The 21,682-nt window shown below is 41.5% G+C and carries 18 protein-coding genes; all 18 read left to right on the forward strand.

The features are described 5' to 3' along the window. Positions 1-25 precede the first annotated feature (25 nt). The 18 genes from purD (at position 26) to T543_RS12125 (ending at position 21,658) form a co-directional block, all read left to right on the forward strand. Positions 26-1,300, forward strand: coding sequence for a phosphoribosylamine--glycine ligase (gene purD, locus T543_RS12040; protein WP_035768835.1), 1,275 nt, complete (start codon positions 26-28; stop codon positions 1,298-1,300). Between the two features lie 14 nt (positions 1,301-1,314). Further along, entirely contained in the window at positions 1,315-2,706 is a 1,392-nt protein-coding gene (locus T543_RS12045; protein WP_035768837.1) for an SH3 domain-containing protein, read from the forward strand. 133 nt (positions 2,707-2,839) lie between these two features. Beyond that, on the forward strand, positions 2,840-3,211 hold the full coding sequence (locus T543_RS12050) for a GntR family transcriptional regulator (protein ID WP_035768838.1): 372 nt from the start codon (positions 2,840-2,842) through the stop codon (positions 3,209-3,211). Between the two features lie 15 nt (positions 3,212-3,226). Then, complete coding sequence (locus T543_RS12055; protein WP_081830061.1) at positions 3,227-5,764, forward strand: ATP-dependent Clp protease ATP-binding subunit; 2,538 nt, start codon at positions 3,227-3,229, stop codon at positions 5,762-5,764. A gap of 87 nt (positions 5,765-5,851) precedes the next feature. Continuing rightward, positions 5,852-6,259 (forward strand): hypothetical protein, encoded by a 408-nt coding sequence (locus tag T543_RS12060; protein ID WP_035768839.1) that lies wholly within the window; start codon positions 5,852-5,854, stop codon positions 6,257-6,259. A 78-nt stretch (positions 6,260-6,337) separates the two neighbouring features. After that, positions 6,338-7,726: a DNA repair protein RadA gene (gene radA / locus T543_RS12065; protein ID WP_035768840.1), complete on the forward strand. Its 1,389-nt coding sequence runs from the start codon at positions 6,338-6,340 to the stop codon at positions 7,724-7,726. A gap of 191 nt (positions 7,727-7,917) precedes the next feature. After that, complete coding sequence (locus T543_RS12070) at positions 7,918-9,105, forward strand: ABC transporter substrate-binding protein (RefSeq protein WP_035768841.1); 1,188 nt, start codon at positions 7,918-7,920, stop codon at positions 9,103-9,105. Between the two features lie 146 nt (positions 9,106-9,251). Then, complete coding sequence (locus T543_RS12075; protein ID WP_035768843.1) at positions 9,252-10,136, forward strand: branched-chain amino acid ABC transporter permease; 885 nt, start codon at positions 9,252-9,254, stop codon at positions 10,134-10,136. A 33-nt stretch (positions 10,137-10,169) separates the two neighbouring features. Continuing rightward, positions 10,170-11,204, forward strand: a complete 1,035-nt coding sequence (locus T543_RS12080; RefSeq protein ID WP_035768845.1) for a branched-chain amino acid ABC transporter permease — start codon at positions 10,170-10,172, stop codon at positions 11,202-11,204. Positions 11,205-11,208: 4 nt separating this feature from the next. Continuing rightward, positions 11,209-11,970: an ABC transporter ATP-binding protein gene (locus tag T543_RS12085; protein WP_035768847.1), complete on the forward strand. Its 762-nt coding sequence runs from the start codon at positions 11,209-11,211 to the stop codon at positions 11,968-11,970. Between the two features lie 61 nt (positions 11,971-12,031). Continuing rightward, positions 12,032-12,742 carry an ABC transporter ATP-binding protein gene (locus T543_RS12090; RefSeq protein WP_035768848.1) on the forward strand — a complete coding sequence of 237 codons (711 nt, stop codon included), beginning with the start codon at positions 12,032-12,034 and terminating at the stop codon, positions 12,740-12,742. 20 nt (positions 12,743-12,762) lie between these two features. Beyond that, entirely contained in the window at positions 12,763-13,407 is a 645-nt protein-coding gene (locus tag T543_RS12095) for a cytidylate kinase-like family protein (protein WP_035768849.1), read from the forward strand. A 234-nt stretch (positions 13,408-13,641) separates the two neighbouring features. Then, entirely contained in the window at positions 13,642-15,342 is a 1,701-nt protein-coding gene (locus T543_RS12100) for a two-component system response regulator (RefSeq protein ID WP_035768851.1), read from the forward strand. Positions 15,343-15,467: 125 nt separating this feature from the next. Continuing rightward, on the forward strand, positions 15,468-16,229 hold the full coding sequence (locus tag T543_RS12105; protein ID WP_035768854.1) for a response regulator: 762 nt from the start codon (positions 15,468-15,470) through the stop codon (positions 16,227-16,229). 20 nt (positions 16,230-16,249) lie between these two features. Continuing rightward, the gene (locus tag T543_RS12110; RefSeq protein WP_035768856.1) at positions 16,250-16,807 is read left to right on the forward strand and encodes a TetR/AcrR family transcriptional regulator; all 558 of its coding nucleotides are present in this window, start codon (positions 16,250-16,252) and stop codon (positions 16,805-16,807) included. A gap of 38 nt (positions 16,808-16,845) precedes the next feature. Beyond that, positions 16,846-19,320, forward strand: coding sequence for an alpha-galactosidase (locus T543_RS12115; RefSeq protein WP_035768858.1), 2,475 nt, complete (start codon positions 16,846-16,848; stop codon positions 19,318-19,320). Next, a complete protein-coding gene (locus T543_RS12120) occupies positions 19,310-20,815 on the forward strand; it encodes a hypothetical protein (protein WP_035768861.1) in 1,506 nt (501 codons plus the stop codon). The genes T543_RS12115 and T543_RS12120 overlap by 11 nt, the downstream gene beginning before the upstream one ends. 84 nt (positions 20,816-20,899) lie before the next feature. Further along, positions 20,900-21,658, forward strand: a complete 759-nt coding sequence (locus tag T543_RS12125) for a response regulator (RefSeq protein WP_035768863.1) — start codon at positions 20,900-20,902, stop codon at positions 21,656-21,658. The last annotated feature ends 24 nt before the right edge of the window (positions 21,659-21,682 follow it).

Genomic DNA, 21,682 nt, shown 5'->3' on the forward strand with positions numbered 1-21,682 from the left:
ACGGTATTTACAGAGGAGAGAAGGTATGAACGTACTTATTGTCGGAGGGGGCGGAAGAGAACATGCTATTGCAGAGGCGGTTTCAAGGAGCGCAAAGCTTGATAAATTGTATTGCGCACCTGGAAATGCAGGTATAGCTGAGCTTGCAGAGTGTGTTCCGATCACACCTATGGAATTTGACAAGCTTGTAAAGTTTGCCAAGGACAATCAGATCGATCTGACCATCGTAGGAATGGATGATCCGCTTGTTGGAGGTATTGTTGATGCTTTTGAGGCTGAGGGACTAAGAGCTTTTGGACCCAGAAAAAATGCAGCAATTCTTGAGGGAAGTAAGGCTTTTTCAAAAGACCTTATGAAGAAATACGGCATCCCCACAGCTGCCTATGAGACCTTTGACAATCCGGAAGATGCACTTTCATATCTTGAAAATGCAAAATATCCTATCGTTCTTAAGGCAGACGGACTTGCACTCGGCAAGGGCGTTCTTATCTGCCAGACTAAAGACGAGGCCATTGAGGGCGTTAAGAGTATCATGCAGGATAAGAAATTCGGCGATGCCGGAAAGCGCATGGTAGTTGAAGAGTTCATGACCGGACGTGAGGTTTCTGTTCTGTCATTTGTTGATGGCAAAACGATCAAACTTATGAGCTCCGCACAGGATCACAAGCGTGCAGGAGACGGTGATACAGGTCTTAACACGGGAGGAATGGGTAACTTTTCACCAAGCCCATTCTATACTGAAGAAGTAGACAAGTTCTGCAGAGAGCACATCTATCAGAAGACAGTTGATGCGATGAGAGCTGAGGGACGAGAGTTCAAGGGTGTTATCTTCTTTGGACTTATGCTTACACAGGATGGTCCCAAGGTTCTTGAATACAATGCAAGATTTGGAGATCCTGAGGCACAGGTGGTTCTTCCCAGATTAAAGACAGATATGATCGATGTTTGCGAAGCTGTTATCGACGGCAGACTTGATGAGATCAATCTCGAATTCGAGGACAAAGCTGCAGTTTGCGTAGTCCTTGCTTCAGACGGATACCCTCTTTCATATGAGAAGGGCAAAGAGATAAAGGGTCTTGAGAACTTCAGAGGAAAAGATGGTTATTATTGCTTCCATGCAGGAACAAAATTTGCAGAAGATGGTAAAATAGTAACTAATGGTGGAAGAGTCCTTGGAATCACAGCCAAGGGTAACACCTTAAAAGAGGCAAGAGAAAAGGCCTATGAAGCTACCGAATGGGTAACTTTTGATAATAAATATATGCGTCATGATATTGGAAAAGCAATTGATGAAGCATAATAAAGGAGGAAGGTATGAATAATAAGAAAATGTGGAAGGTTTTGCATGTAGCAGCCTCTGCTTTATGTGCTTCTGTAATTATACTTGGCCAGCCTATTATGGCCTTGGCAGCAACAGGAACAGTAACATCAGCTAATGTAAAGGTAAGATCCGAGGCCAGCACTTCATCAGAGCAGGTATCCAGCCTTGATTCAGGTGATACCGTGGATATTATCGATGAGGCTACAGATTCACAGGGCTATGTTTGGTACAGGATCTATGTAAATGGTACTGAGTACGGCTATGTAAGAAGTGACCTTGTTAAAAAGTCAGGAAGCACAACTTCTTCAACTGCTTCATCAACTCCCAAAGAGTCTTTACCTCAGACACAGGTTACAGCAGTTGAGAACCAGCCTGCTACAGTTACTGTTGCAAGTGCAAATGTGCGTGCAGGTGCAGGAACAGGCTATGACACAGTTGGTACTGTAGCTAACGGAGATACAGTTACAGTAACAGGTGAGGCAAACGGTACAGATTCTAAGAAATGGTATCAGATTTCTTTTGGTTCAAACGGAAGAACCGGTTTTGTAAGAGCCGATCTTCTTCAGATGGGTGCGGCTGCACCGGCTGAGACAACAGAGACAACAGAGACTACAGAGACAGCAGAAGCTACAGATGCTCAAGAAGGAGAATCTGTAGAAGGTGAAGTAGTTGAAGGTGAGGCAGTAGAGGGAGAAGTTACCGAGGAAGCTCCTGTAGAGGAAACAGCAGAACCTCAGGTTGATCCTTCAGTTGTAGGTAACGGTGAGTATTCTCTTGCATATAAGGCAGACGAGACAGGTACTGATACCTGGTATTTATATGATAACGTAAACGGTACACAGGTTAAGCTCAGCGACCTCCTTGCTTATGCTGCAGAAGGACAGAAGACAAGCGGTCTTCAGGATCAAATCGGCAAATTAAAGCTTGCTCTTATCATCATGGCAGTTATTATTGCAGCTCTTGTATTTGCAGTACTTATCCTCATCTACAAGCTTCGTGATTACATGTACTATGAGGATGAAGAAGAGGAAGAAATCCCTGCAAAGAGTAAGGGTTATGATGATATCCCTTCACAGAAGAGCCATACAAGAAACGAGCAGCGTGTAACTCCTCAGAAGAGTCAGGGCAGAACAGTAGCAGACAGCAGAGAGATTTCAGAAACGGTAAAGCCGAAGAGAGACAGAAAAGCTCCTATGGGAACAGCAGAATCACTTATGCCTGAGAGAAAGGCTACAAGAAGTGAGAGCTCTGAAAGAAGATCATCTTACAGCCAGAGAGCTGAAGAGCCTGTAAGAGCTCAGTCATCCCGCAAGTCAAGAAACTTCCTTCTTGAGGATGATGATTTCGAGTTTGAATTCCTTGATCTCGACGACGAGGATAAATAAAAAGTTTATGTAAGGGTTAAGCCAAAGAGCTTAGCCCTTTTTCATTATAATGGAGCTGCCCGGGATTGCCGTAACTCCCCTTGACATAGATTGTGCCTCTGTTATACTGTTTATAACACAGAAGGGGGACGTTATGGTAATTGAAATTGATTTTAACAGTGACGAAGCGATATATGTTCAGCTGTGCAATCAAATAATATTAGGTATAGCCACTTCCCAGTTCAGGGAAGGTGAGCAGCTTCCCAGTGTGAGACAGCTCGCTGATACCATAGGTATCAATATGCATACTGTGAATAAAGCGTATTCCATTCTTCAACAGGAAGGCTTTGTTAAGATTGACAGACGAAGAGGAGCTATCATCGCTATTGATCTAAATAAGCTCGAAGCTCTTAAGGAAGCCCACGACATGCTAAGCGTTGTTCTTGCCAGGGCAATGTGCAAGGGTGTTTCTAAGGATGAAATCCATGAGCTTGTTGATAAGATTTATGGAAAATACGAATCATAAAAGGAGGATGATACTTTGAAAAAAAAGTATACGGACAAAGCTGAAGAAGTATTAAAAAATGCTAAGAAAACAGCCAGAACCCTCAAATTGAATTATGTTGGAACAGAGCACCTTTTGATGGGACTTATCCGTACGGAGGGCTGCGTAGCATCTAGAATATTGATAGATAACGGCATTAATGAGGACAAAATGATGGATATCATCAGAGACCTCATAGTAACCGGAGGCAATCTTACTGTTCTTGATAAAGAAGGCTTTTCACCAAGAGCTGAGAATGTTCTTGAGGAAGCTCAGAAACAGGCAGAACGGTTCCATGCCGACAAAGTAGGGACCGAGCATATTCTTCTGGCTCTTATAAAAGAGGGCGAGAATGTTGCGGTCAGACTGATTGGAACCATGAATGTGTCCATTCAGAAGATTTATGCAGAGACACTTGCTGCTATGGGCGAAGATGCCAACCTTGTAAAAGAGGACCTCGGAAGAAAGAACAACAAGAAAAAGGCTTCAACACTTGAACAGTACAGCCGGGATCTTACTGCTCTTGCAGCAGACAATAAGCTTGACCCAATTATCGGAAGAGAAAATGAAATACAGAGAGTTATCCAGATTTTAAGCAGGAGAACCAAGAACAATCCCTGCCTTATAGGTGAGCCGGGTGTTGGTAAAACAGCAGTTGTAGAAGGACTTGCTCAGAGGATCGTATCAGGCAACGTACCCTTTACTGTTCAGAACAAGAGACTTCTTACACTTGATCTGTCCGGCATGATAGCGGGCTCCAAGTACAGAGGTGAGTTTGAGGAAAGAATAAAGAGAGTAATAAGGGAAGTTATAGATGACGGCAACATCATCCTTTTTGTTGATGAGATGCACACACTTATAGGTGCCGGTGGAGCAGAGGGTGCAATCGATGCTTCCAATATCTTAAAGCCATCCCTTGCCCGCGGAGAAATTCAGATGATCGGTGCTACAACCATCACCGAATACCGCAAATACGTTGAGAAAGATGCAGCTCTTGAGAGGCGCTTCCAGCCTGTAAATGTTGAGGAACCTGACAGAGATGAAACCCTTGCTATATTAAACGGTATTGTTTCCAAATATGAGGAACATCACAACGTTAAGATCACTCCCGAAGCACTTCAGGCAGCTGTTGATTTGAGCAGCAGATACATAAATGACAGAAATCTTCCCGATAAGGCAATTGACCTTATTGATGAGGCAGCTTCAGCTGTACGTCTTAAGTTTGCAGGCGGCTCAAGCGACCTTCGTGATATGGAGCAGGAAATCCACAAGATAGATGAGCAGGTGGAAGAACTTCTTGCAAAAGAGGACTTCTCCGGAGCCGGAAAGCTTCATAAGGAGCAGGAGGCACTTATTAAGAAATACAACAGGAAGAAGGCTGCAGAGGAAAGAAAAGAGAAAAATGCAGACTTTATTGTATCAGAGAATGACATTGCAGAAGTAGTTGCAATGTGGACCAGGATCCCTGTTAAGAAGATAGCTGAGAAGGAGTCTGAGAGACTTCTTAAGCTTGAGAGCATTCTCCATAAGAGAGTAATTGGTCAGGAAGATGCTGTTACTGCTGTATCCAAGGCTATAAGAAGAGGAAGAGTAGGACTTCAGGATCCAAACAGACCTATCGGTTCATTCCTGTTCCTTGGACCTACAGGTGTAGGTAAAACTGAGCTTTCCAAAGCCCTTGCGGAAGCAATGTTTGGAGATGAAAATGCACTTATAAGAGTTGATATGTCTGAGTATATGGAAGGTCACTCCGTATCCAAGATGATCGGATCACCTCCGGGATATGTAGGATATGACGAGGGCGGACAGCTCAGCGAAAAAGTTAGACAACATCCATATTCTGTTGTACTTTTTGATGAGATAGAAAAGGCACACCCTGACATCTTTAATGTACTTTTGCAGGTACTTGATGATGGACATATCACAGATGCAAAGGGCAGAAAAGTCAGCTTTAAGAATACGATCCTTATCATGACTTCAAACGTTGGTGCACAGAGGATAATCGAGCCCAAGAGACTGGGATTTGATACTGCTTCCGATGCCGCAAAAGACTATGAGCATATGAAGAGCGGCGTTATGGAGGAAGTAAAGAGACTCTTTAAGCCTGAGTTTATAAACAGAATTGATGAGATCATGGTATTCCATCCTCTCAATGAGAAGGAAATGATGGAGATAGTAACTCTTCTTAGTAAGAACCTTAGCAAGAGATGCAAAGAGCAGCTTGGAATCGATCTTGTAATGAGTACACCTGTTAAGCAGTTCCTTGTTAAGAAATATGCTGATGCCAAGATGGGTGCAAGACCTCTTAAGAGAGCGATCCAGTCTGTTATCGAGGATGCAATGGCTGAGGAACTCCTTAAAGGAAATATCAAGAGGGATTCCAAGGTAACAATAGGTCTTAAGGATGAGAAGATTACTTTTACGCAGAAGGATGCGAAAACCTCTGCAAAAAAAGGTGCCGCTACAGGAAAAAAGGCTGCAACAGTGAAAAAAACCACAACGGCCAGAAAAACATCCAAGAAGGTTAAAAAGTAATATTTTTTTAATAATAATTACACAAATAATGACTTATAATATTTTTAGAAACAATCTTAATACACTTAATTTCATAGGAGGTATGAAATGGCTGTCGTAGAGCAGTTACTCAGAGCGGAAGCAGACGGAACGATCAGTTTTGGTAATTATGAATTATCAGAGAAGAAAAAGCTTGATAACTTCGAATATGAAGGAAATGTACTTAAGGTCAAGACTTATAAGGATATTACCAAACTGGAGCAGAACGAAATGTTCCTCTATGAATCCGTACCCGGAACAGCGGTTTCTCATTTCAAAGAATCAGAGAAAGGATTATCATTTGAGGTAGAGGCACCGGGCGATGCTCAGATTACTGTAGGTCTTGAAGAAAATGCCGAATATCACGTACTTGTGGATGGCAAGAATATCGGACCTATGAAGACCGGAGTAGGCGGAAAATTAAATCTTAGTGTTTCACTTGGAAACGCACCGGTAAAAGTAGAAATTCATAAATAAATAGAATAATAAAAGAGGGGCTTTCCCGGATTTTGGATGTCTGGAAAAGCCCCTTTTTACATGGTATGAAGGAGTTTTATGGCGACGAAGATAAAATCCGTTTTTTATTGTCAGAGCTGTGGCTATGAATCGGCAAAATGGATGGGGCAGTGTCCGGGATGCAGAGAGTGGAACAGTTTTGTGGAGGAAACAGTAAAACCATCTGTTACGGGGAAGAGATCAAAAAAGACATCTATAGGTATTGCAGGCAGTACATCTGATAATAAGCCCTGCAAATTATCGGAAATATCCCTAGGTGAAGAAGACAGATACGATACGCATATAGGAGAATTGAACAGAGTACTGGGAGGCGGTCTTGTACGCGGTTCTCTTATTCTTGTGGGCGGAGATCCGGGTATAGGAAAGTCCACGCTCCTTTTGCAGGTAGCAAGACTGTTATCGAAAGACAAGAGAAAGGTTCTGTATATATCCGGAGAGGAATCTCTTCAGCAGATAAAGCTAAGAGCCAACAGAATTGGCGAGTTTTCCGATGATATGAATCTTTTGTGTGAAACCGATCTGGAGACGATCGAGGAAATAATAAAAAGACATGAGCCCGATGTTGTCATTATCGATTCAATTCAGACTATGTTTAATGAAAATGTCAGCTCTGCCCCGGGAAGCGTGTCCCAGGTAAGAGAATCAACGGGCGTTCTTATGCGTATAGGAAAACAGCTTGGAATATCTGTCTTTATAGTCGGTCATGTGACCAAGGACGGAACCGTTGCAGGTCCCAGAGTGCTTGAACATATGGTGGATACTGTGCTCTATTTTGAGGGAGACAGGCATGCTTCATACAGAATACTAAGGGCTGTAAAGAACAGATTTGGTTCAACCAATGAAATAGGCGTTTTTGAGATGAGGCAGGAAGGACTCTGTGAAGTGGATAATCCTTCGGAATTCATGCTTGAAGGCAAACCGGAAAATGCCAGCGGATCTGTTGTTACCTGCTCTGTAGAAGGCACAAGACCCATACTTATCGAAATTCAGGCCCTTGTCAGCAGAACGAATTTTAACTTCCCAAGAAGACAGGCAAACGGCACGGATTACAACAGGGTCAATCTCCTTATGGCAGTTCTTGAAAAGCGCGTTGGACTTGAACTGTCATCTTATGATGCCTATATCAATCTGGCAGGGGGAATGAAACTTATAGAACCGGCACTTGACCTTGCTATGTGCCTTGCAATCGTATCAAGCTTTTTGAACAAACCTGTTCCGGACGATTATCTTGCATTTGGCGAAGTGGGACTCTCCGGCGAAGTAAGATCTGTAAATATGGCAGATGTCAGGATATCTGAGGCGGCAAGGCTTGGCTATAAGACCTGCATTGTTCCCAAGGCAGTTGAGAGCAAGGTTAAAAGCAGTTTCCCTGATATGAAGGTCATAGGCGTATCGTCAGTTCAGGAAGCGGTCAATTTTATAAGGTGAACTGTGTCTGCCTGATATGGGAGAAAAAGTTTCCTTCAAGATCCAATGTAATAAGTTCTTGACAACTACACTTTGCTGCTTTAAAGTATTGAATAACAGTTAGGATTGTATACAAGTATTAAATAAAAACAATAATACAAGATACATTTTAACTTAATAGTAGTGATAAATATCATGAAGGAGGAGAATTTATGAAGAAGTTCAAAGACTTATTAAGTGTAACTCTTGTATCAGCAATGCTTGCAGGAACCATCGCAGGATGCGGCAACGCCACTGAAGCAACAAGTACAGAGGAAAGCGCACAGGCAGACGGAGCTGTATTCAAGATCGGTGCAATCGGACCTCTTACCGGAGGAGCAGCTGCATACGGTAACGCAGTATGTAATGCAGCAGAGCTTGCAGTTGATGAGATCAATGCAGCAGGTGGTATTAATGGTTACCAGGTTGCTTACAGCAAGGAAGATGATGAGCTTAATGCTGAGAAATCAGTAAATGCATATAATACTCTTAAGGACTGGGGCATGCAGCTCCTTGTAGGATCAACTACAAGTGCATGTTCGATCGCAGTTTCAGAGTATACCAAGCAAGACAATATGTTCCAGCTTACACCTTCAGGTTCAGCTGAGGATTGTGTAAAATACGACAATGTATTCCGTGTATGCTTCTCAGATCCTAACCAGGGTATTGCATCTGCTCAGTACATCGATGAGCACTCACTCGCAACTAAGGTTGGTATCATATACGATAGTTCAGATGTTTACTCAAACGGAATATATCAGAAGTTTGTTGCTGAATCAGAAGGAAAAAACTACGAAGTAGTTTCAGCTGAGGCATTTACTCAGGACAACAACACAGATTTCTCAGTTCAGCTTCAGAAGGCTAAGGATGCAGGCGCTGACCTCGTATTCCTTCCTATTTACTACAAGGATGCTTCACTTATCCTTACACAGGCTAACACAATGGGTTATGCTCCTACATTCTTCGGTGTAGACGGTATGGATGGTATCCTTACAGTTGAAAACTTCGACACATCTCTTGCAGAAGGACTTATGCTTCTTACTCCTTTCGCAGCAGATGCAACTGATGATCTTACAGTAAACTTCGTAACAAATTATCAGGAAAAATACGGAGAGGTTCCCAATCAGTTTGCAGCAGATGCTTATGATGCAGTATATATCATCAAGCAGGCGCTTGAAGCAAAGGGTGCTACACCTGATATGAGCGTAAGCGATATCTGTGAGGCAGTTAAGAGTGCTATGACAGAGATCGAAGCTACAGGCCTTACATCATCCAAAATGACATGGGATGCGTCAGGCGAACCTAACAAGGAGCCCAAGGCTGTTGTGATCAAAGATGGAGCTTATGTCTCTGCTGATTGATAATAAGATCGATAATATTTGGTAATAAGCGGCGAGGAATGCTGTGATAAGTGTTCCTCGCATTTTTCTTATTTTGATGTAAAATATTATTTAGTTGTAAATTAAAAGGCATTACGAATAAAATGCCGGTGTTTGGAGGAATAAAGATGAGTTTTTTAACCTATCTGATTAATGGTCTTAGTCTGGGGAGTATATATGCAATAATCGCTCTTGGCTATACCATGGTTTACGGAATTGCCAAGATGCTGAATTTCGCTCATGGCGATTTTATCATGGTTGGATGTTACGTGATATTTACAGTAAGCGGTGCTCTTAGCGGCAACTCAGTTGTGGGAATCATTGTTGCGATCGTGCTATGTACTTTGCTTGGAATAACAACGGAATTTATTGCGTACAGACCTCTTAGAGGGGCAGCCTCACCGCTTGCCGTTCTTATTACCGCGATAGGTGTCAGTTACCTCCTTGAAAATGTAGCACTTCTGATTTTTGGCGCAGATATTAAATCATTTACATCGGTTATATCCTGGGAAGGCCTTTCTCTTGCTGGCGGACAGCTCAAGATCCAGGGTGTTACTATCGTGACCATAATAATAAGTCTTGTTATTCTTTTGGTCCTTCAGCTATTTATTAATAAGACGAAACAGGGACAGGCTATGCTTGCAGTTGCAGAAGATAAAGGCGCTGCAACTCTCATGGGCATAAATGTTAATAAGACCATCATGCTGACCTTTGCGATTGGCTCTGCGCTTGCAGCTATTGCGGGTGCGCTTCTCTGCTCAGCCTATCCTTCCCTTTCACCATATACGGGAGCTATGCCCGGTATCAAAGCTTTCGTAGCAGCAGTTTTGGGCGGTATCGGTTCTATTCCCGGAGCAATGATCGGAGGACTTTTACTTGGTATAGTGGAAATTCTCAGTAAAACCTATATTTCATCACAGCTTTCAGATGCAATTGTATTTGGAATACTTGTAATCGTTCTTCTTGTTAAACCTACAGGAATACTTGGAAAAGTCATTCAGGAAAAGGTTTGATAAAAGATTACGTATGAAAAGAGGATATTCAGGATGAAATCAAAAAAAATCAGAGATAATTATATAACTTATGCGGTAGTTATACTTGCATATATTATTTTTCAGATACTTGCATCTACGGGGCATTTGTCGAGTCATATGAAGGGACTTTTGGTGCCGATGACCTATTATGCGGTAATAGCCGTTGCGCTTAACCTTTGTGTTGGTATTTTGGGAGAGCTAAGCATCGGACACTGTGGATTTATGTGTATCGGTGCCTTCACAAGTGCTTTCTTTTCAAAGGTTACTGAGGAGTCGATCCCTCAGGCACCGAGATTTATACTTGCATTTATAATAGGCATCGCTTTTGCCGCGCTGTTCGGATTCCTTATAGGTATTCCGGTACTTAGATTAAAGGGCGACTATCTTGCGATCGTAACTCTTGCATTTGGCGAGATCATCAAGAACATAATCAATGCATTTTATATTGGAGTTGATTCAAACGGTATTCATTTTTCCATGAAAAATTCAATGGAGCTTGGAATGGATCCCGAAGGAGAGGTTATTGTAAACGGTGCGATGGGAATAACCGGAACACCGCATGATGCTAATTTTACAATTGGAATAATTGTGCTTTTGCTTACACTTATCGTTGTTCAGAATCTTGTTAACTCAAGAGACGGACGCGCAATCATGGCTATTCGTGATAACTACATTGCGGCCGAAGCAACAGGTATAAATGTGACACGATATAAGATGATGGCATTTACCATTTCAGCTGCCATAGCAGGTGCTGCAGGCGTTCTGTTTTCACACAACATCACTACGCTTACTGCATCATCGCAGTATTTTGGCTACAACGCATCTATTATGATCCTTGTATACGTAGTTTTGGGCGGAATAGGCAATATCAGAGGCTCTGTCATAGCAGCATGTATCCTCTATATGCTTCCGGAGCTCCTCAGAGGACTAAATACATATCGTATGCTCATTTACTCAATTGTCCTTATCGTGATGATGATCGTGAACTGGTCACCCAAGGTAATTGATTATCGCAAGAAACTTGTAGCAGGATTTAAGAAAGGATGAAGCCATGGCACTACTTGATGTAAACAATTTAAGCGTATCATTCGGCGGACTCCGTGCTGTCGATGATTTTAGTATCACAATAGAAAAAGGTGAGCTCTACGGACTCATAGGACCTAACGGAGCAGGAAAAACCACAGTTTTTAATCTTCTTACAGGTGTATATAAACCAAACGAAGGCGTCATAAAGCTTGACGGCGAGGATATCACCAGAAAGAGTACCATAGAGATAAATCACAGCGGAATAGCCCGTACTTTTCAGAATATAAGACTCTTTAAACAGATGTCTGTTATAGACAACGTTAAGGTTGGATTGTCAGAGACATTTAAATACAGCGCTCTTGAAGGAATACTCCACATAGGAAAATATAAGAGTGTAGAAAAGAAGATGGACGATGAAGCAATGAAGCTTCTTAAAGTTTTTGACCTTGATAAAGAGAGGGACGTTCTTGCAAGTAATCTTCCTTACGGAAAACAGAGAAAGCTGGAAATAGCCAGAGCTATGGCTACTTCACCAAAGCTCCTTCTTCTTGATGAGCCGGCTGCCGGAATGAATCCAAATGAGACAGCAGAGCTTATGGAAACTATAGCCCTTGTTCGCAGGGAATTTGATATGACAATTCTTCTTATAGAACATGACATGAAGCTTGTTTCGGGGATATGCGAGAAGCTTACGGTACTTAATTTCGGGCGAGTCTTAAAGCAGGGTGAAACCAAGCAGGTATTGGCTGATAAGGAAGTTATTGCAGCTTACCTTGGACAGGATTAATAGATTGCGGCAATGCAGCAGATACTCGCTGCAGGATTAAAAATATGTAAGGAGACCTGATATGGCACTACTTGATGTGCAGAATCTGACCGTTAATTACGGCGTTATAAATGCATTAAAGGGAATATCATTCCATGTTGATAAGGGAGAAATAGTTGCTCTTATAGGGGCAAACGGAGCAGGCAAGACTACTACGCTACACACACTTTCCGGATTGCTTACACCTGAGAGCGGAACTGTTAAATATAATGATACGGATATAACAAAGCTTCCCGGACACAAGATCGTATCTCTGGGAATGGCTCATGTACCGGAGGGACGAAGAGTATTTGCCGACATGACCGTTCTTCAGAATCTTAAGATGGGTGCGTATACAAGAAATGACCAGCAGGAATTTAACGACACACTTGAACTTGTATACAAGAGATTCCCCAGACTACAGGAGAGAAAAAATCAAAGATCCGGAACATTATCGGGAGGCGAGCAGCAGATGCTTGCAATGGGAAGAGCACTTATGTCGCATCCTGATATTATTTTGATGGATGAACCTTCAATGGGGCTTTCGCCTATTTTTGTAAACGAAATCTTTAGCATAATAGAGGACGTTAATAAGGATGGAGTGACGGTACTTTTGGTTGAGCAGAATGCAAAGAAAGCCCTTACTATCGCAAACAGGGCATACGTACTTGAGACAGGAAGCATAGTAAAAGAAGGAACCGGCGCAGAACTCTTAAATGATGAGTCCATCCGCAAAGCTTATCTGGGAGAATAATTAACAGGGGGATACTGATAATGAAAAATATAGTTATTACAATTGCAAGACAGTACGGAAGTGGCGGAAGAACTGTTGGCAAGATGCTCGCAGACGAGCTTAATATCCACTACTATGACAAGGAACTGTCAAGAGTTGCATCCGAAATAAGCGGAATCAATGAGAGTCTGTTTGTGGATTCTGATGAGAAGGTAAAAAAGAGCTGGAAGAATAAATTGTCTCTTATATCAACAATATATGACGGCAATGTTAAAAAGCCGGGTGATGCTGATTATACCTCTGAAGAAAATATTTTCAGTTATCAGGCTAAAGCCATAAAGATGCTTGCGGAAAAAGGTGAGCCCTGCGTCATTGTCGGACGCTGCGCCGACTTTGTATTAAAGGATTATGAAAATGCCTTAAGAGTATTTGTCCATGCAGATCACGACTTCCTTATGCAGGAAGCAGGCAAGGTACAGAGTCTTAAAGGCAAAGAGCTTGAAAAGTTTATAGCCCAGATTGATAAAGGAAGAGCTGATTATTATGAATATCACACAGGTCACAACTGGACAGATGCCCTAAACTATGATCTGTGCCTTGATAGCGGAAAGCTGGGCTTTGAAAAGTGCGTAGAAGCAATAAAAGCCTATGCAAAAGTAAGATTCGGCGAAGACTGTTTTGATTAAAATTTTCTTATTTAACTCCCTGAACGTGATGAGAAATCATTCATCCGTTTGGGGAGTGTTTTTGTATTATGGGAAATTGCTTTTCTATGATATTTGTTTTTGAAAAATTAATATAAGTTTCATAAGTACAATAGACCATTGGAAACTCACAGATGATAAAATGTTTACATAGCATGGGATACTAAGTGCATGCGAAAACTGCCCTTACGGTTTTTGGAAAGAGGGGGAATGGCTATGAAAGAAAATTTAGGAATAAAAAGGCAGGTTCTTATTGTAGAGGATGAGAGAATTAATATGCTCATTCTTGGTAAAATACTCGGAGATGAATATGAGAAATTGCATGCCGAAGACGGTGAGCAGGCTATGAAGCTTATCAGAGAGAATGCCGATACATTATCACTTGTTCTTCTTGACCTTATATTGCCTCGTATGGACGGCTATAAGATATTGGATATCATGCAGAGTGACAATGCCCTTAAACAGATACCTGTAATAGTCTGTACATCCGAGATTAACTCAGAAGCAAGATGTCTTCAGATGGGAGCTGTGGATTTTATCGCCAAACCATATATACATCCGGAGGTTATCAGGGCAAGGGTAAAGAGAACTATTGAACTTAGTGAGGGTATAGACCTTATAAGAGCAACTGAGAACGATTCTCTTACAGGGCTATACAACTACGAGTATTTCTTGAAGTATTCAGCTCTAAGAGATCAGTATTACTCTGATGAAGATATGGATGCTATTGTTATAAACATAAATAAGCTGCACAGCATTAATGAATTTCACGGAAGAGAGATGGGCAACAGAGTAATACTTTGTACTGCCAGGTGTATCAGAGGGATTGCAGAGTTCTATCACGGCATAGCGGGAAGAGGAAGTGGTGACGAGTTTCTTATGTATATTCCGCATGAACGAAGACCGCGTGCCATTTTGAAGATCATTGAGGATAACATTACGGAAATTGTTGCTGACACAAAGATCACCATAAGAATGGGAGTATATCCCAAGGTGGATAAGACTATAAAAGCAGAAGACAGATTCGACAGAGCAAGGCATGCATGCAACAGTGTAAGAGGCAATTTTAATGTCAGACTGGCCATATATGACAAGGAAATGAATGAGAAGGAGATATATCAGGACAGCCTGGTAAACAGCATGGAAAAGGCAATGGAAAGCGGAAGGTTTGTAGTCTTTTATCAGCCCAAATATGCTATTCAGGGTGACAGGAATGTACTCTACAGTGCCGAAGCGCTGATAAGATGGGATCATCCTGATTATGGACTACTTAGCCCTGCAGCATTTATCCCTCTTTTTGAGAAGCAGGGTCTTATACATAAGCTCGATCATTATGTGTGGAATGAAGTGGCAAGGCAGGTTGGCGAGTGGATGATAAGATATGATTTCAAACTTCCTGTATCTGTCAATGTATCAAGGGTCGACATGGTGGCGCCTGATCTTGATGATGAGATATACTCGCTTGTTGAAAAGAACTGGATCACTCCGGATCTTCTTCACCTTGAGATAACTGAATCTGCTTATACGAGTAATGCAGATCAGATGGTAGAAACCGTGCAGGAACTCAGGGACAGAGGCTTTGAAATAGAGATTGATGACTTTGGAACAGGATACTCTGCACTCAACATGATATCCTCCATGCCTATAGATGTGATCAAGCTTGATATGTCCTTTATCAAACGCATTCATCTAAGCGATAAGGAGATGCATCTTGTGAAACTTATGCTTGATATGGCATCATTTGTTAATGCCAGAGTTGTTGCAGAAGGTGTTGAAAACAGAGAACAGTATGAGCTTTTAAAAAATGCCGGTTGCGATATGATACAGGGATATTATTTCTCAAGACCATGCCCGGCTTGTGAATTTGAAAAACTGATAGAAAAAGAGATTTCCTGCAGACATGCTGCAATAGCTTGAATTTATACAGGCAAAAAATGAATCCGGGATTTTTTTGTAAGAACCTTTTATATATGGTAGTATTATGTATATAATGGAAACTATAAGGAAGTTGATAGTTCCCAACAACTAAGAAAGAGGGGAATATGGACAACAAAATTTTGCTTATAAGCAGTGGCTCGACTTTCATGGTGGATGCTTTATCCAAGAACCTGACAGATGGCGGGATAAACATTGTGCAATGTGAACCCAGGATCAACGATCTTGAGAAGTACAAATCAGGTCCTGACATTTTCCTTTTTTATCTCGGAACCTATGTGGAAGATATAAAGGATGTTCTGGTCTATCTAAAGGATATGTGCATAGAAAAAGAAAAAATTCTTTGCATGATAGGAGATGCGTCCGAATATGACGTTGTCCTTAAGCGGATTCCGGCTGACATTATTGCCGAAAGATTTCCCAGACCACTTGATATAAAGAAGGTTGTCGACAGGATGAGGGAACTTCTTGCCATGAATGATGAGATGAGCAGGAGGAAAAACATACTGCTTGTTGATGACGATCCCACATTCCTTAAGCTTGTTAAAACCTGGCTTGAAGAGGAGTACAGGGTAACAATAGTAAATTCCGGAATGCAGGCTATTACATATCTTGCAAACAACAGACCGGATCTGATCCTTCTTGACTATGAGATGCCGGTAACGACCGGACCGCAGGTTCTTGAGATGATACGAAGCGAATCCGGAACGCAGGATGTGCCTGTTATTTTCCTTACGGGAAAGGGTGATAAGGAGTCCGTCATGAAGGTGGTCTCTCTAAAGCCCAACGGATATCTTTTGAAGAGTATGAAAAAAGAAGAACTGCTTAAATCGATAAGTGATTTTTTCTTAGCAAATAAAAAAATATAAATACAAGGAAAGGTAGACAGATGAACGAAACAAAAGTAAAAATACTGGAAGCTGTTCTCACAGAGTTTAAGAAGAAAGGCGCCAAGTTTACAATGGATGATGTGGCATCCGATCTTCATATGAGCAAGAAAACTATCTATAAGGAATTCAATGATAAGGAAGAGATATTCGACGCACTTGTAGATTACTGCTTTGATTCTATTAAAGAAAAGGAAGCTGAGATATTAAACGACAACTCATTATCAACAGTTGAAAAGATAGAGAAAATAATGATCTGCATGCCTGATAAATACAGGGATGTTGATTTTAGAAAAGTATTTGTAATGAAGGACAAATACCCTCAGATATATCAGAAGGTACAAAATCGTATAGAGAATGACTGGGAAGACACCATCGACCTTATTGAAAGAGGAATGAAGGAGGGCGTTGTAAGACCTGTATCCATTCCGGTCATTAAGGCAATGACAGAAGCTTCTATCGAGAAGTTCCTTGGAGAGACAGGAAGCGATGGGTCACCGTCCTATGGGGATTCTCTGCAGGTTATGGTAGACATTCTTATGAGAGGAATTTGCGCTTAAATACATACCGGGTATAGCTGCGTGATTGGGAGGAAACAATGATAGTCAGAAACAAAAACATATTTTTATTACAGACAAGAAGTTGCAGTTATTTTATGCAGGTTTTGCCTACAGGTCATATTGAACATATTCATTATGGGGAGTCACTTCTTTCAAAAGGTCAGTATAAGGAATTGCTCCGCGGCCCTAAGGAAGATACATCAATTCTAGCCAGAATGGCTGAGGCTGTGGGCATAAAACACAGACATGAGGGCGGCAATATGATTGCTTATTCTAAGGAGAGCGGTCCTTTATGTCTTGAAGTGATGCCTCTTGAAATGTCATCTTTTGGTAAGGGTGATATCAGAGAACCTTATATCGAGATCACTCATGCTGATGGCTCTGAAACCTGTGATTTTCTTTTTAAAGAAGCAGTGATAACAGATGAACTTTCATGTCCCGAAACTTTGCCGGGATCCTATAATGATGACAGCGTTGGCTTTGATATTGATGGAAAAGTTACAGTTCCTCTTGAAAACGGAGAGGCCAAGGATAAGGATCTTGCGGTTGATAAGGCACAGCAGCTTGTTATAACAATGGTTGATAAGGCATATGATCTTCGCCTTGAGATGATATACAAAGTATTTCCTGAGTGCGACACCATAACAAGAAGTGCTGTTATATATAACGACAGTGAAGATAAGGTGGTTGTTGAGAGGCTTCTCAGTAACCAGATAGATTTCCAGACAACAGGAATGCAGATGACTTCATTCCACGGCAGATGGGCTGATGAAATGGGAATGACAAAGAGTCTGTGCAATGCCGGTAAAGTGGTATGCGAAGAGCTTGCTGCCGGAGAGTCCGGAAGCAGAAGTAATCCCTTTACAATGCTCAGTATGCCTGATGCTACAGAGGATTATGGCGAAGTATTTGGATTTAACCTGGTCTACAGTGGCAATCATTATTCATCACTTTCTTCAAACGGAACCTACCTTAGCAGATTTGTAAGTGGTATACAGCCTACAGGTTTTGCCTGGACTCTGGAAAAAGGCGAAAAATTTGAAGCACCTGAAGCTGTAATGACATATTCACACAATGGCTTTAACGGTATGAGCAGAAGCATGCATGCTTTTGTCAGAAAGCATATCGTAAGAGGTGAGTGGAGAGATAAAGAGCGCCCGATCCTTATAAACAATTGGGAAGCAACATATTTTGATTTTGATGAAGCTAAGATCCTTCGCCTTGCAAAGGAATCTGCAAAGCTTGGAATAGAGCTGTTCGTACTTGACGATGGATGGTTTGGAAAAAGAAATGATGACAGAGCAGGACTTGGTGACTGGTTTGTTAATACCAAGAAGCTTCCCGGAGGCCTTAAAGGTCTTGCGTCCAAAATCAATGATCTGGGAATGAGCTTTGGACTTTGGGTTGAGCCGGAAATGGTAAATGAGGACTCAGATCTGTACAGAAAGCATCCTGAGTGGGCGGTCTGCGTACCGGGTCATCATCATTCACTTGGAAGAAATCAGATGATCCTTGATCTTACAAGGAAGGATGTCCAGGACTATATAATTCAGACAATGTCTGATGTATTTTCATCTGCAAATATCTCATACATAAAGTGGGATATGAACAGAATCTTTTCAGACAGATTTTCGCTTGAGCTTCCCGCTGAGCGAATGAAGGAGTTTACACACAGATATTATATAGGTCTTTACAGGATCATGGGCGAGCTTACAAAGAAGTTCCCTAAGATATTGTTCGAAGGCTGCTCTTCAGGAGGAAACAGGTTCGACCTTGGTATTTTGAGCTATTTCCCTCAGATATGGGCAAGTGATGATACTGATGCAGTATGCAGGATGGATATCCAGAGAGGTTACAGTTATGGTTATCCGGTAAATACCATCGGAGCGCATGTATCCGCAGTTCCCAATCATCAGACACTTAACAGAGTGCCTCTTGAAACAAGATTTTCGGTTGCGGCATTCGGATGCTTTGGATATGAGCTTAATATCACTGAACTTAGCGATGAGCAGAAAAAACAGATTGCAGATCAGGTAGAATTTTATAAAGCATGGAGACGTGTGTTCCAGTTTGGTGTACACTATAGACTTAGCCCATACAGATTCATGTGTGTTGATCCCAGCAAGTCTTTGGCAGTGGCTCTTGTATATCAGAAGGAGTCCAGACCAAATAATGACTATCTGTGTCTTAGAACCAAAGGCCTTGACCCTGACCGCGTATATACAGTCACAAACAGACAGCTTAAGATCAATATAAAAGAATTTGGCAGCCTGATAAATACCATTGCTCCCATTCATGTAAAACAGAACGGCATCGTACACGGAATGCTCGCAAGATTTTACAAGATGAAGAGCGAGAAGGAAGAAGTTACGACCTCCGGTAGTATACTTAACGGCTGCGGTGTAAGGCTTGGCCCTGATTATGGCGGAACCGGATACGGAGAGGATACCAGAATGTTCAGGACAAATGACACCAGACTATACGTAATGGCAGAGGTTAAGCTTGACGAATAATAAAAGTAATAGCATCATAAAATATTTGTATTTTGCAGTATCGGTAGCGCTGTTTTTAATGCTTGCATCCAGATCATCATTTCTGTACACCTTCAACAACTGGGATGATGCAAACAGCTATTTTACAATGGGGAAAGCGCTCTTTAACGGCAAAATGCTATATAGAGATGTCTTTGATCAAAAGGGGATGTATCTGTATTTTCTATATGGATTAGCATACCTTTGTTCCCATACAACCTTTCTGGGAGTATATCTTTTGGAGGTTGTGCTTGGCTTTATAGATGTCTTGTTTTTCTACAAAACAATAAGACTATTTGCCGGGGATAAGTTCTCGACAGTAGTTGCCCCTTTAACCTACGCAGTGATCGTCTCATCAAGGAGCTTTTGGTGGGGCGGCGCAGCAGAGGAAATATATCTGCCCTTTATGGTGATAGGGCTGTATCTGTTTGCAAGATATTTTGAAAGTGATTATTCCAAAAAGGTGATGCCGCTTAGAACAGTATTTGCAGGTGGTATTCTTGCCGGAATAGTTGCAAATACCAAATTTACAGGCCTTGGTTTTTACTTTGCATGGATGATGCTTGTGTTTTTTGCTTATCTGGTGCACAAGGATCTTGCAGGCGGAATAAAGGCATGCCTTGTATTTTTGCTTGGAATGTTTATTCCGTTTATACCATGGATCATTTACTTTGGGGTAAATAACGGTTTGTACGAATGGTATTGGGGATATGTATATGTGAACGTCTTCGTGTATCCTACTACAGGTGCCGGGGAAACTACTACGATTTTCAGTAAATGCTATGATCTTGCAAAGCTGTTATACATCCTCATTCAGGACAATATAGGTTATTTCTCTTTTGCAATTGCAGGCTTTATCTATACTCTGCTTAAGGGAAAAAGGAAGATATTTACAAGGATCAGCTATGTCATCCTGTTTGGATTTTTGTACCTTGGTATATTTGTAGGTGGCAGAAATCTTCCCTATTATTCCATTCCGTTATCTATGTTTGCGGTTTTTGGAATGGCCTTTCTTGCACAGATTCTGGAAAAGATATTAAAGGACGTAAGACCGGGATTTTATGCCTGGGCGATAACACTTATCCTTTCCATGATCTTTATAAGATTTTCTTCAATGAATGTTCCTTTTATGGAGGAGAGTAGAGATTTGTTCCTGTACAGATTCAGGGATGAGGTAAATACTACCGAAAATCCTACGCTTTTAAACGTGGGATGTCTGGATGCAGGACTTTATACACTATGTGATATCGTGCCTAATTGCAGGTGGTTTCAGACACAGACTCTGGATATAGAAGATGATGCCAACAATCCTTATAAGGAGCAGGCAAGATATATCCGTGAAGGCCTTGTGGATTATGTACTTGTAAGAGACCATATTCCTGATAATATCGATGATCATTATGAGCTGATCGATCAGGAGAAATACGGATGGGGAGACTACATGTTTGAGTACTATCTGTATAGGAAAGTATTTTAACTTAAAGTACCGAAACTATGGTAAAATAATATATGACTTCGTTTTTTATTCTATGCAAAAATTTCTTTTTCGGAGGGAACGTTTATGGTTACTAACAAAGTAATCGTCGTAGGAGGAAAGGAGTCCTTCTTCATCAGGGTTTTAGTGAAAAAAATACAGGATTCAGGACTTGAGGCTTCATTCGTTCCTGCAGATATTGACGAAATCAACAATTCCTGGGATGCAACCACGCTCCTGACTTATTACATGGAGACAGGTGAAGCATTGGACGAAGATATAAAGATGTATTTGCTTGATAAGCTTCGCGATGGTGATAATCATATGATCCTTATCGGTGACCCTGCAGATACCAAACATGTTACTGATATGATCCCTCTTGGTCTGATATACAGAGTTTTCCCTAGACCACTTGACAATGATGCATATATTTCAGCAGTCTTGGAATTTTTTGACAAGAAGGCACTTGGAGAATTCAAGAAGAGCATTCTTATAGTTGACGACGACCCTTCCTATGTGGGACTTGTCAGAGGATGGCTTAAGGACACATATAAAGTTGCTATGGCAGCTTCCGGACTTCAGGCTATTAAATGGCTTGGAAAAAATAAAGTCGATCTCATCCTTCTTGACTATGAGATGCCTGTGACTAACGGTCCGCAGGTCTTGGAAATGCTAAGAAATGATGAAGAGACCAAAGATATTCCGGTTATGTTCCTCACAGGAAAAAGTGATAAGACAAGCGTTATGGATGTTGTCGGACTTAAGCCTGAAGGCTATCTTTTAAAAACGATAACGAGAGAACATCTTGTTGCAAAAGTAGATGAATTCTTTCTTATGCGTTCTTGATTCTTTAACCTTACTAGGGAGATT

This window comes from Butyrivibrio sp. NC2002, from assembly GCF_000702265.1.
Lineage (GTDB): Bacteria > Bacillota > Clostridia > Lachnospirales > Lachnospiraceae > Butyrivibrio.

Excerpts from the sequence above, each read along its gene's own strand:
- T543_RS12125 (WP_035768863.1), top strand. The coding sequence starts at position 20,900 with ATGGTTACTAACAAAGTAATCGTCGTAGGAGGAAAGGAGTCCTTCTTC.
- T543_RS12075 (WP_035768843.1), top strand. The coding sequence starts at position 9,252 with ATGAGTTTTTTAACCTATCTGATTAATGGTCTTAGTCTGGGGAGTATA.
- T543_RS12115 (WP_035768858.1), top strand. The coding sequence starts at position 16,846 with ATGATAGTCAGAAACAAAAACATATTTTTATTACAGACAAGAAGTTGC.
- T543_RS12070 (WP_035768841.1), top strand. The coding sequence starts at position 7,918 with ATGAAGAAGTTCAAAGACTTATTAAGTGTAACTCTTGTATCAGCAATG.
- T543_RS12060 (WP_035768839.1), top strand. The coding sequence starts at position 5,852 with ATGGCTGTCGTAGAGCAGTTACTCAGAGCGGAAGCAGACGGAACGATC.
- T543_RS12080 (WP_035768845.1), top strand. The coding sequence starts at position 10,170 with ATGAAATCAAAAAAAATCAGAGATAATTATATAACTTATGCGGTAGTT.
- purD (WP_035768835.1), top strand. The coding sequence starts at position 26 with ATGAACGTACTTATTGTCGGAGGGGGCGGAAGAGAACATGCTATTGCA.
- T543_RS12110 (WP_035768856.1), top strand. The coding sequence starts at position 16,250 with ATGAACGAAACAAAAGTAAAAATACTGGAAGCTGTTCTCACAGAGTTT.
- T543_RS12095 (WP_035768849.1), top strand. The coding sequence starts at position 12,763 with ATGAAAAATATAGTTATTACAATTGCAAGACAGTACGGAAGTGGCGGA.
- T543_RS12085 (WP_035768847.1), top strand. The coding sequence starts at position 11,209 with ATGGCACTACTTGATGTAAACAATTTAAGCGTATCATTCGGCGGACTC.
- T543_RS12050 (WP_035768838.1), top strand. The coding sequence starts at position 2,840 with ATGGTAATTGAAATTGATTTTAACAGTGACGAAGCGATATATGTTCAG.
- T543_RS12090 (WP_035768848.1), top strand. The coding sequence starts at position 12,032 with ATGGCACTACTTGATGTGCAGAATCTGACCGTTAATTACGGCGTTATA.
- radA (WP_035768840.1), top strand. The coding sequence starts at position 6,338 with ATGGCGACGAAGATAAAATCCGTTTTTTATTGTCAGAGCTGTGGCTAT.
- T543_RS12100 (WP_035768851.1), top strand. The coding sequence starts at position 13,642 with ATGAAAGAAAATTTAGGAATAAAAAGGCAGGTTCTTATTGTAGAGGAT.
- T543_RS12045 (WP_035768837.1), top strand. The coding sequence starts at position 1,315 with ATGAATAATAAGAAAATGTGGAAGGTTTTGCATGTAGCAGCCTCTGCT.
- T543_RS12105 (WP_035768854.1), top strand. The coding sequence starts at position 15,468 with ATGGACAACAAAATTTTGCTTATAAGCAGTGGCTCGACTTTCATGGTG.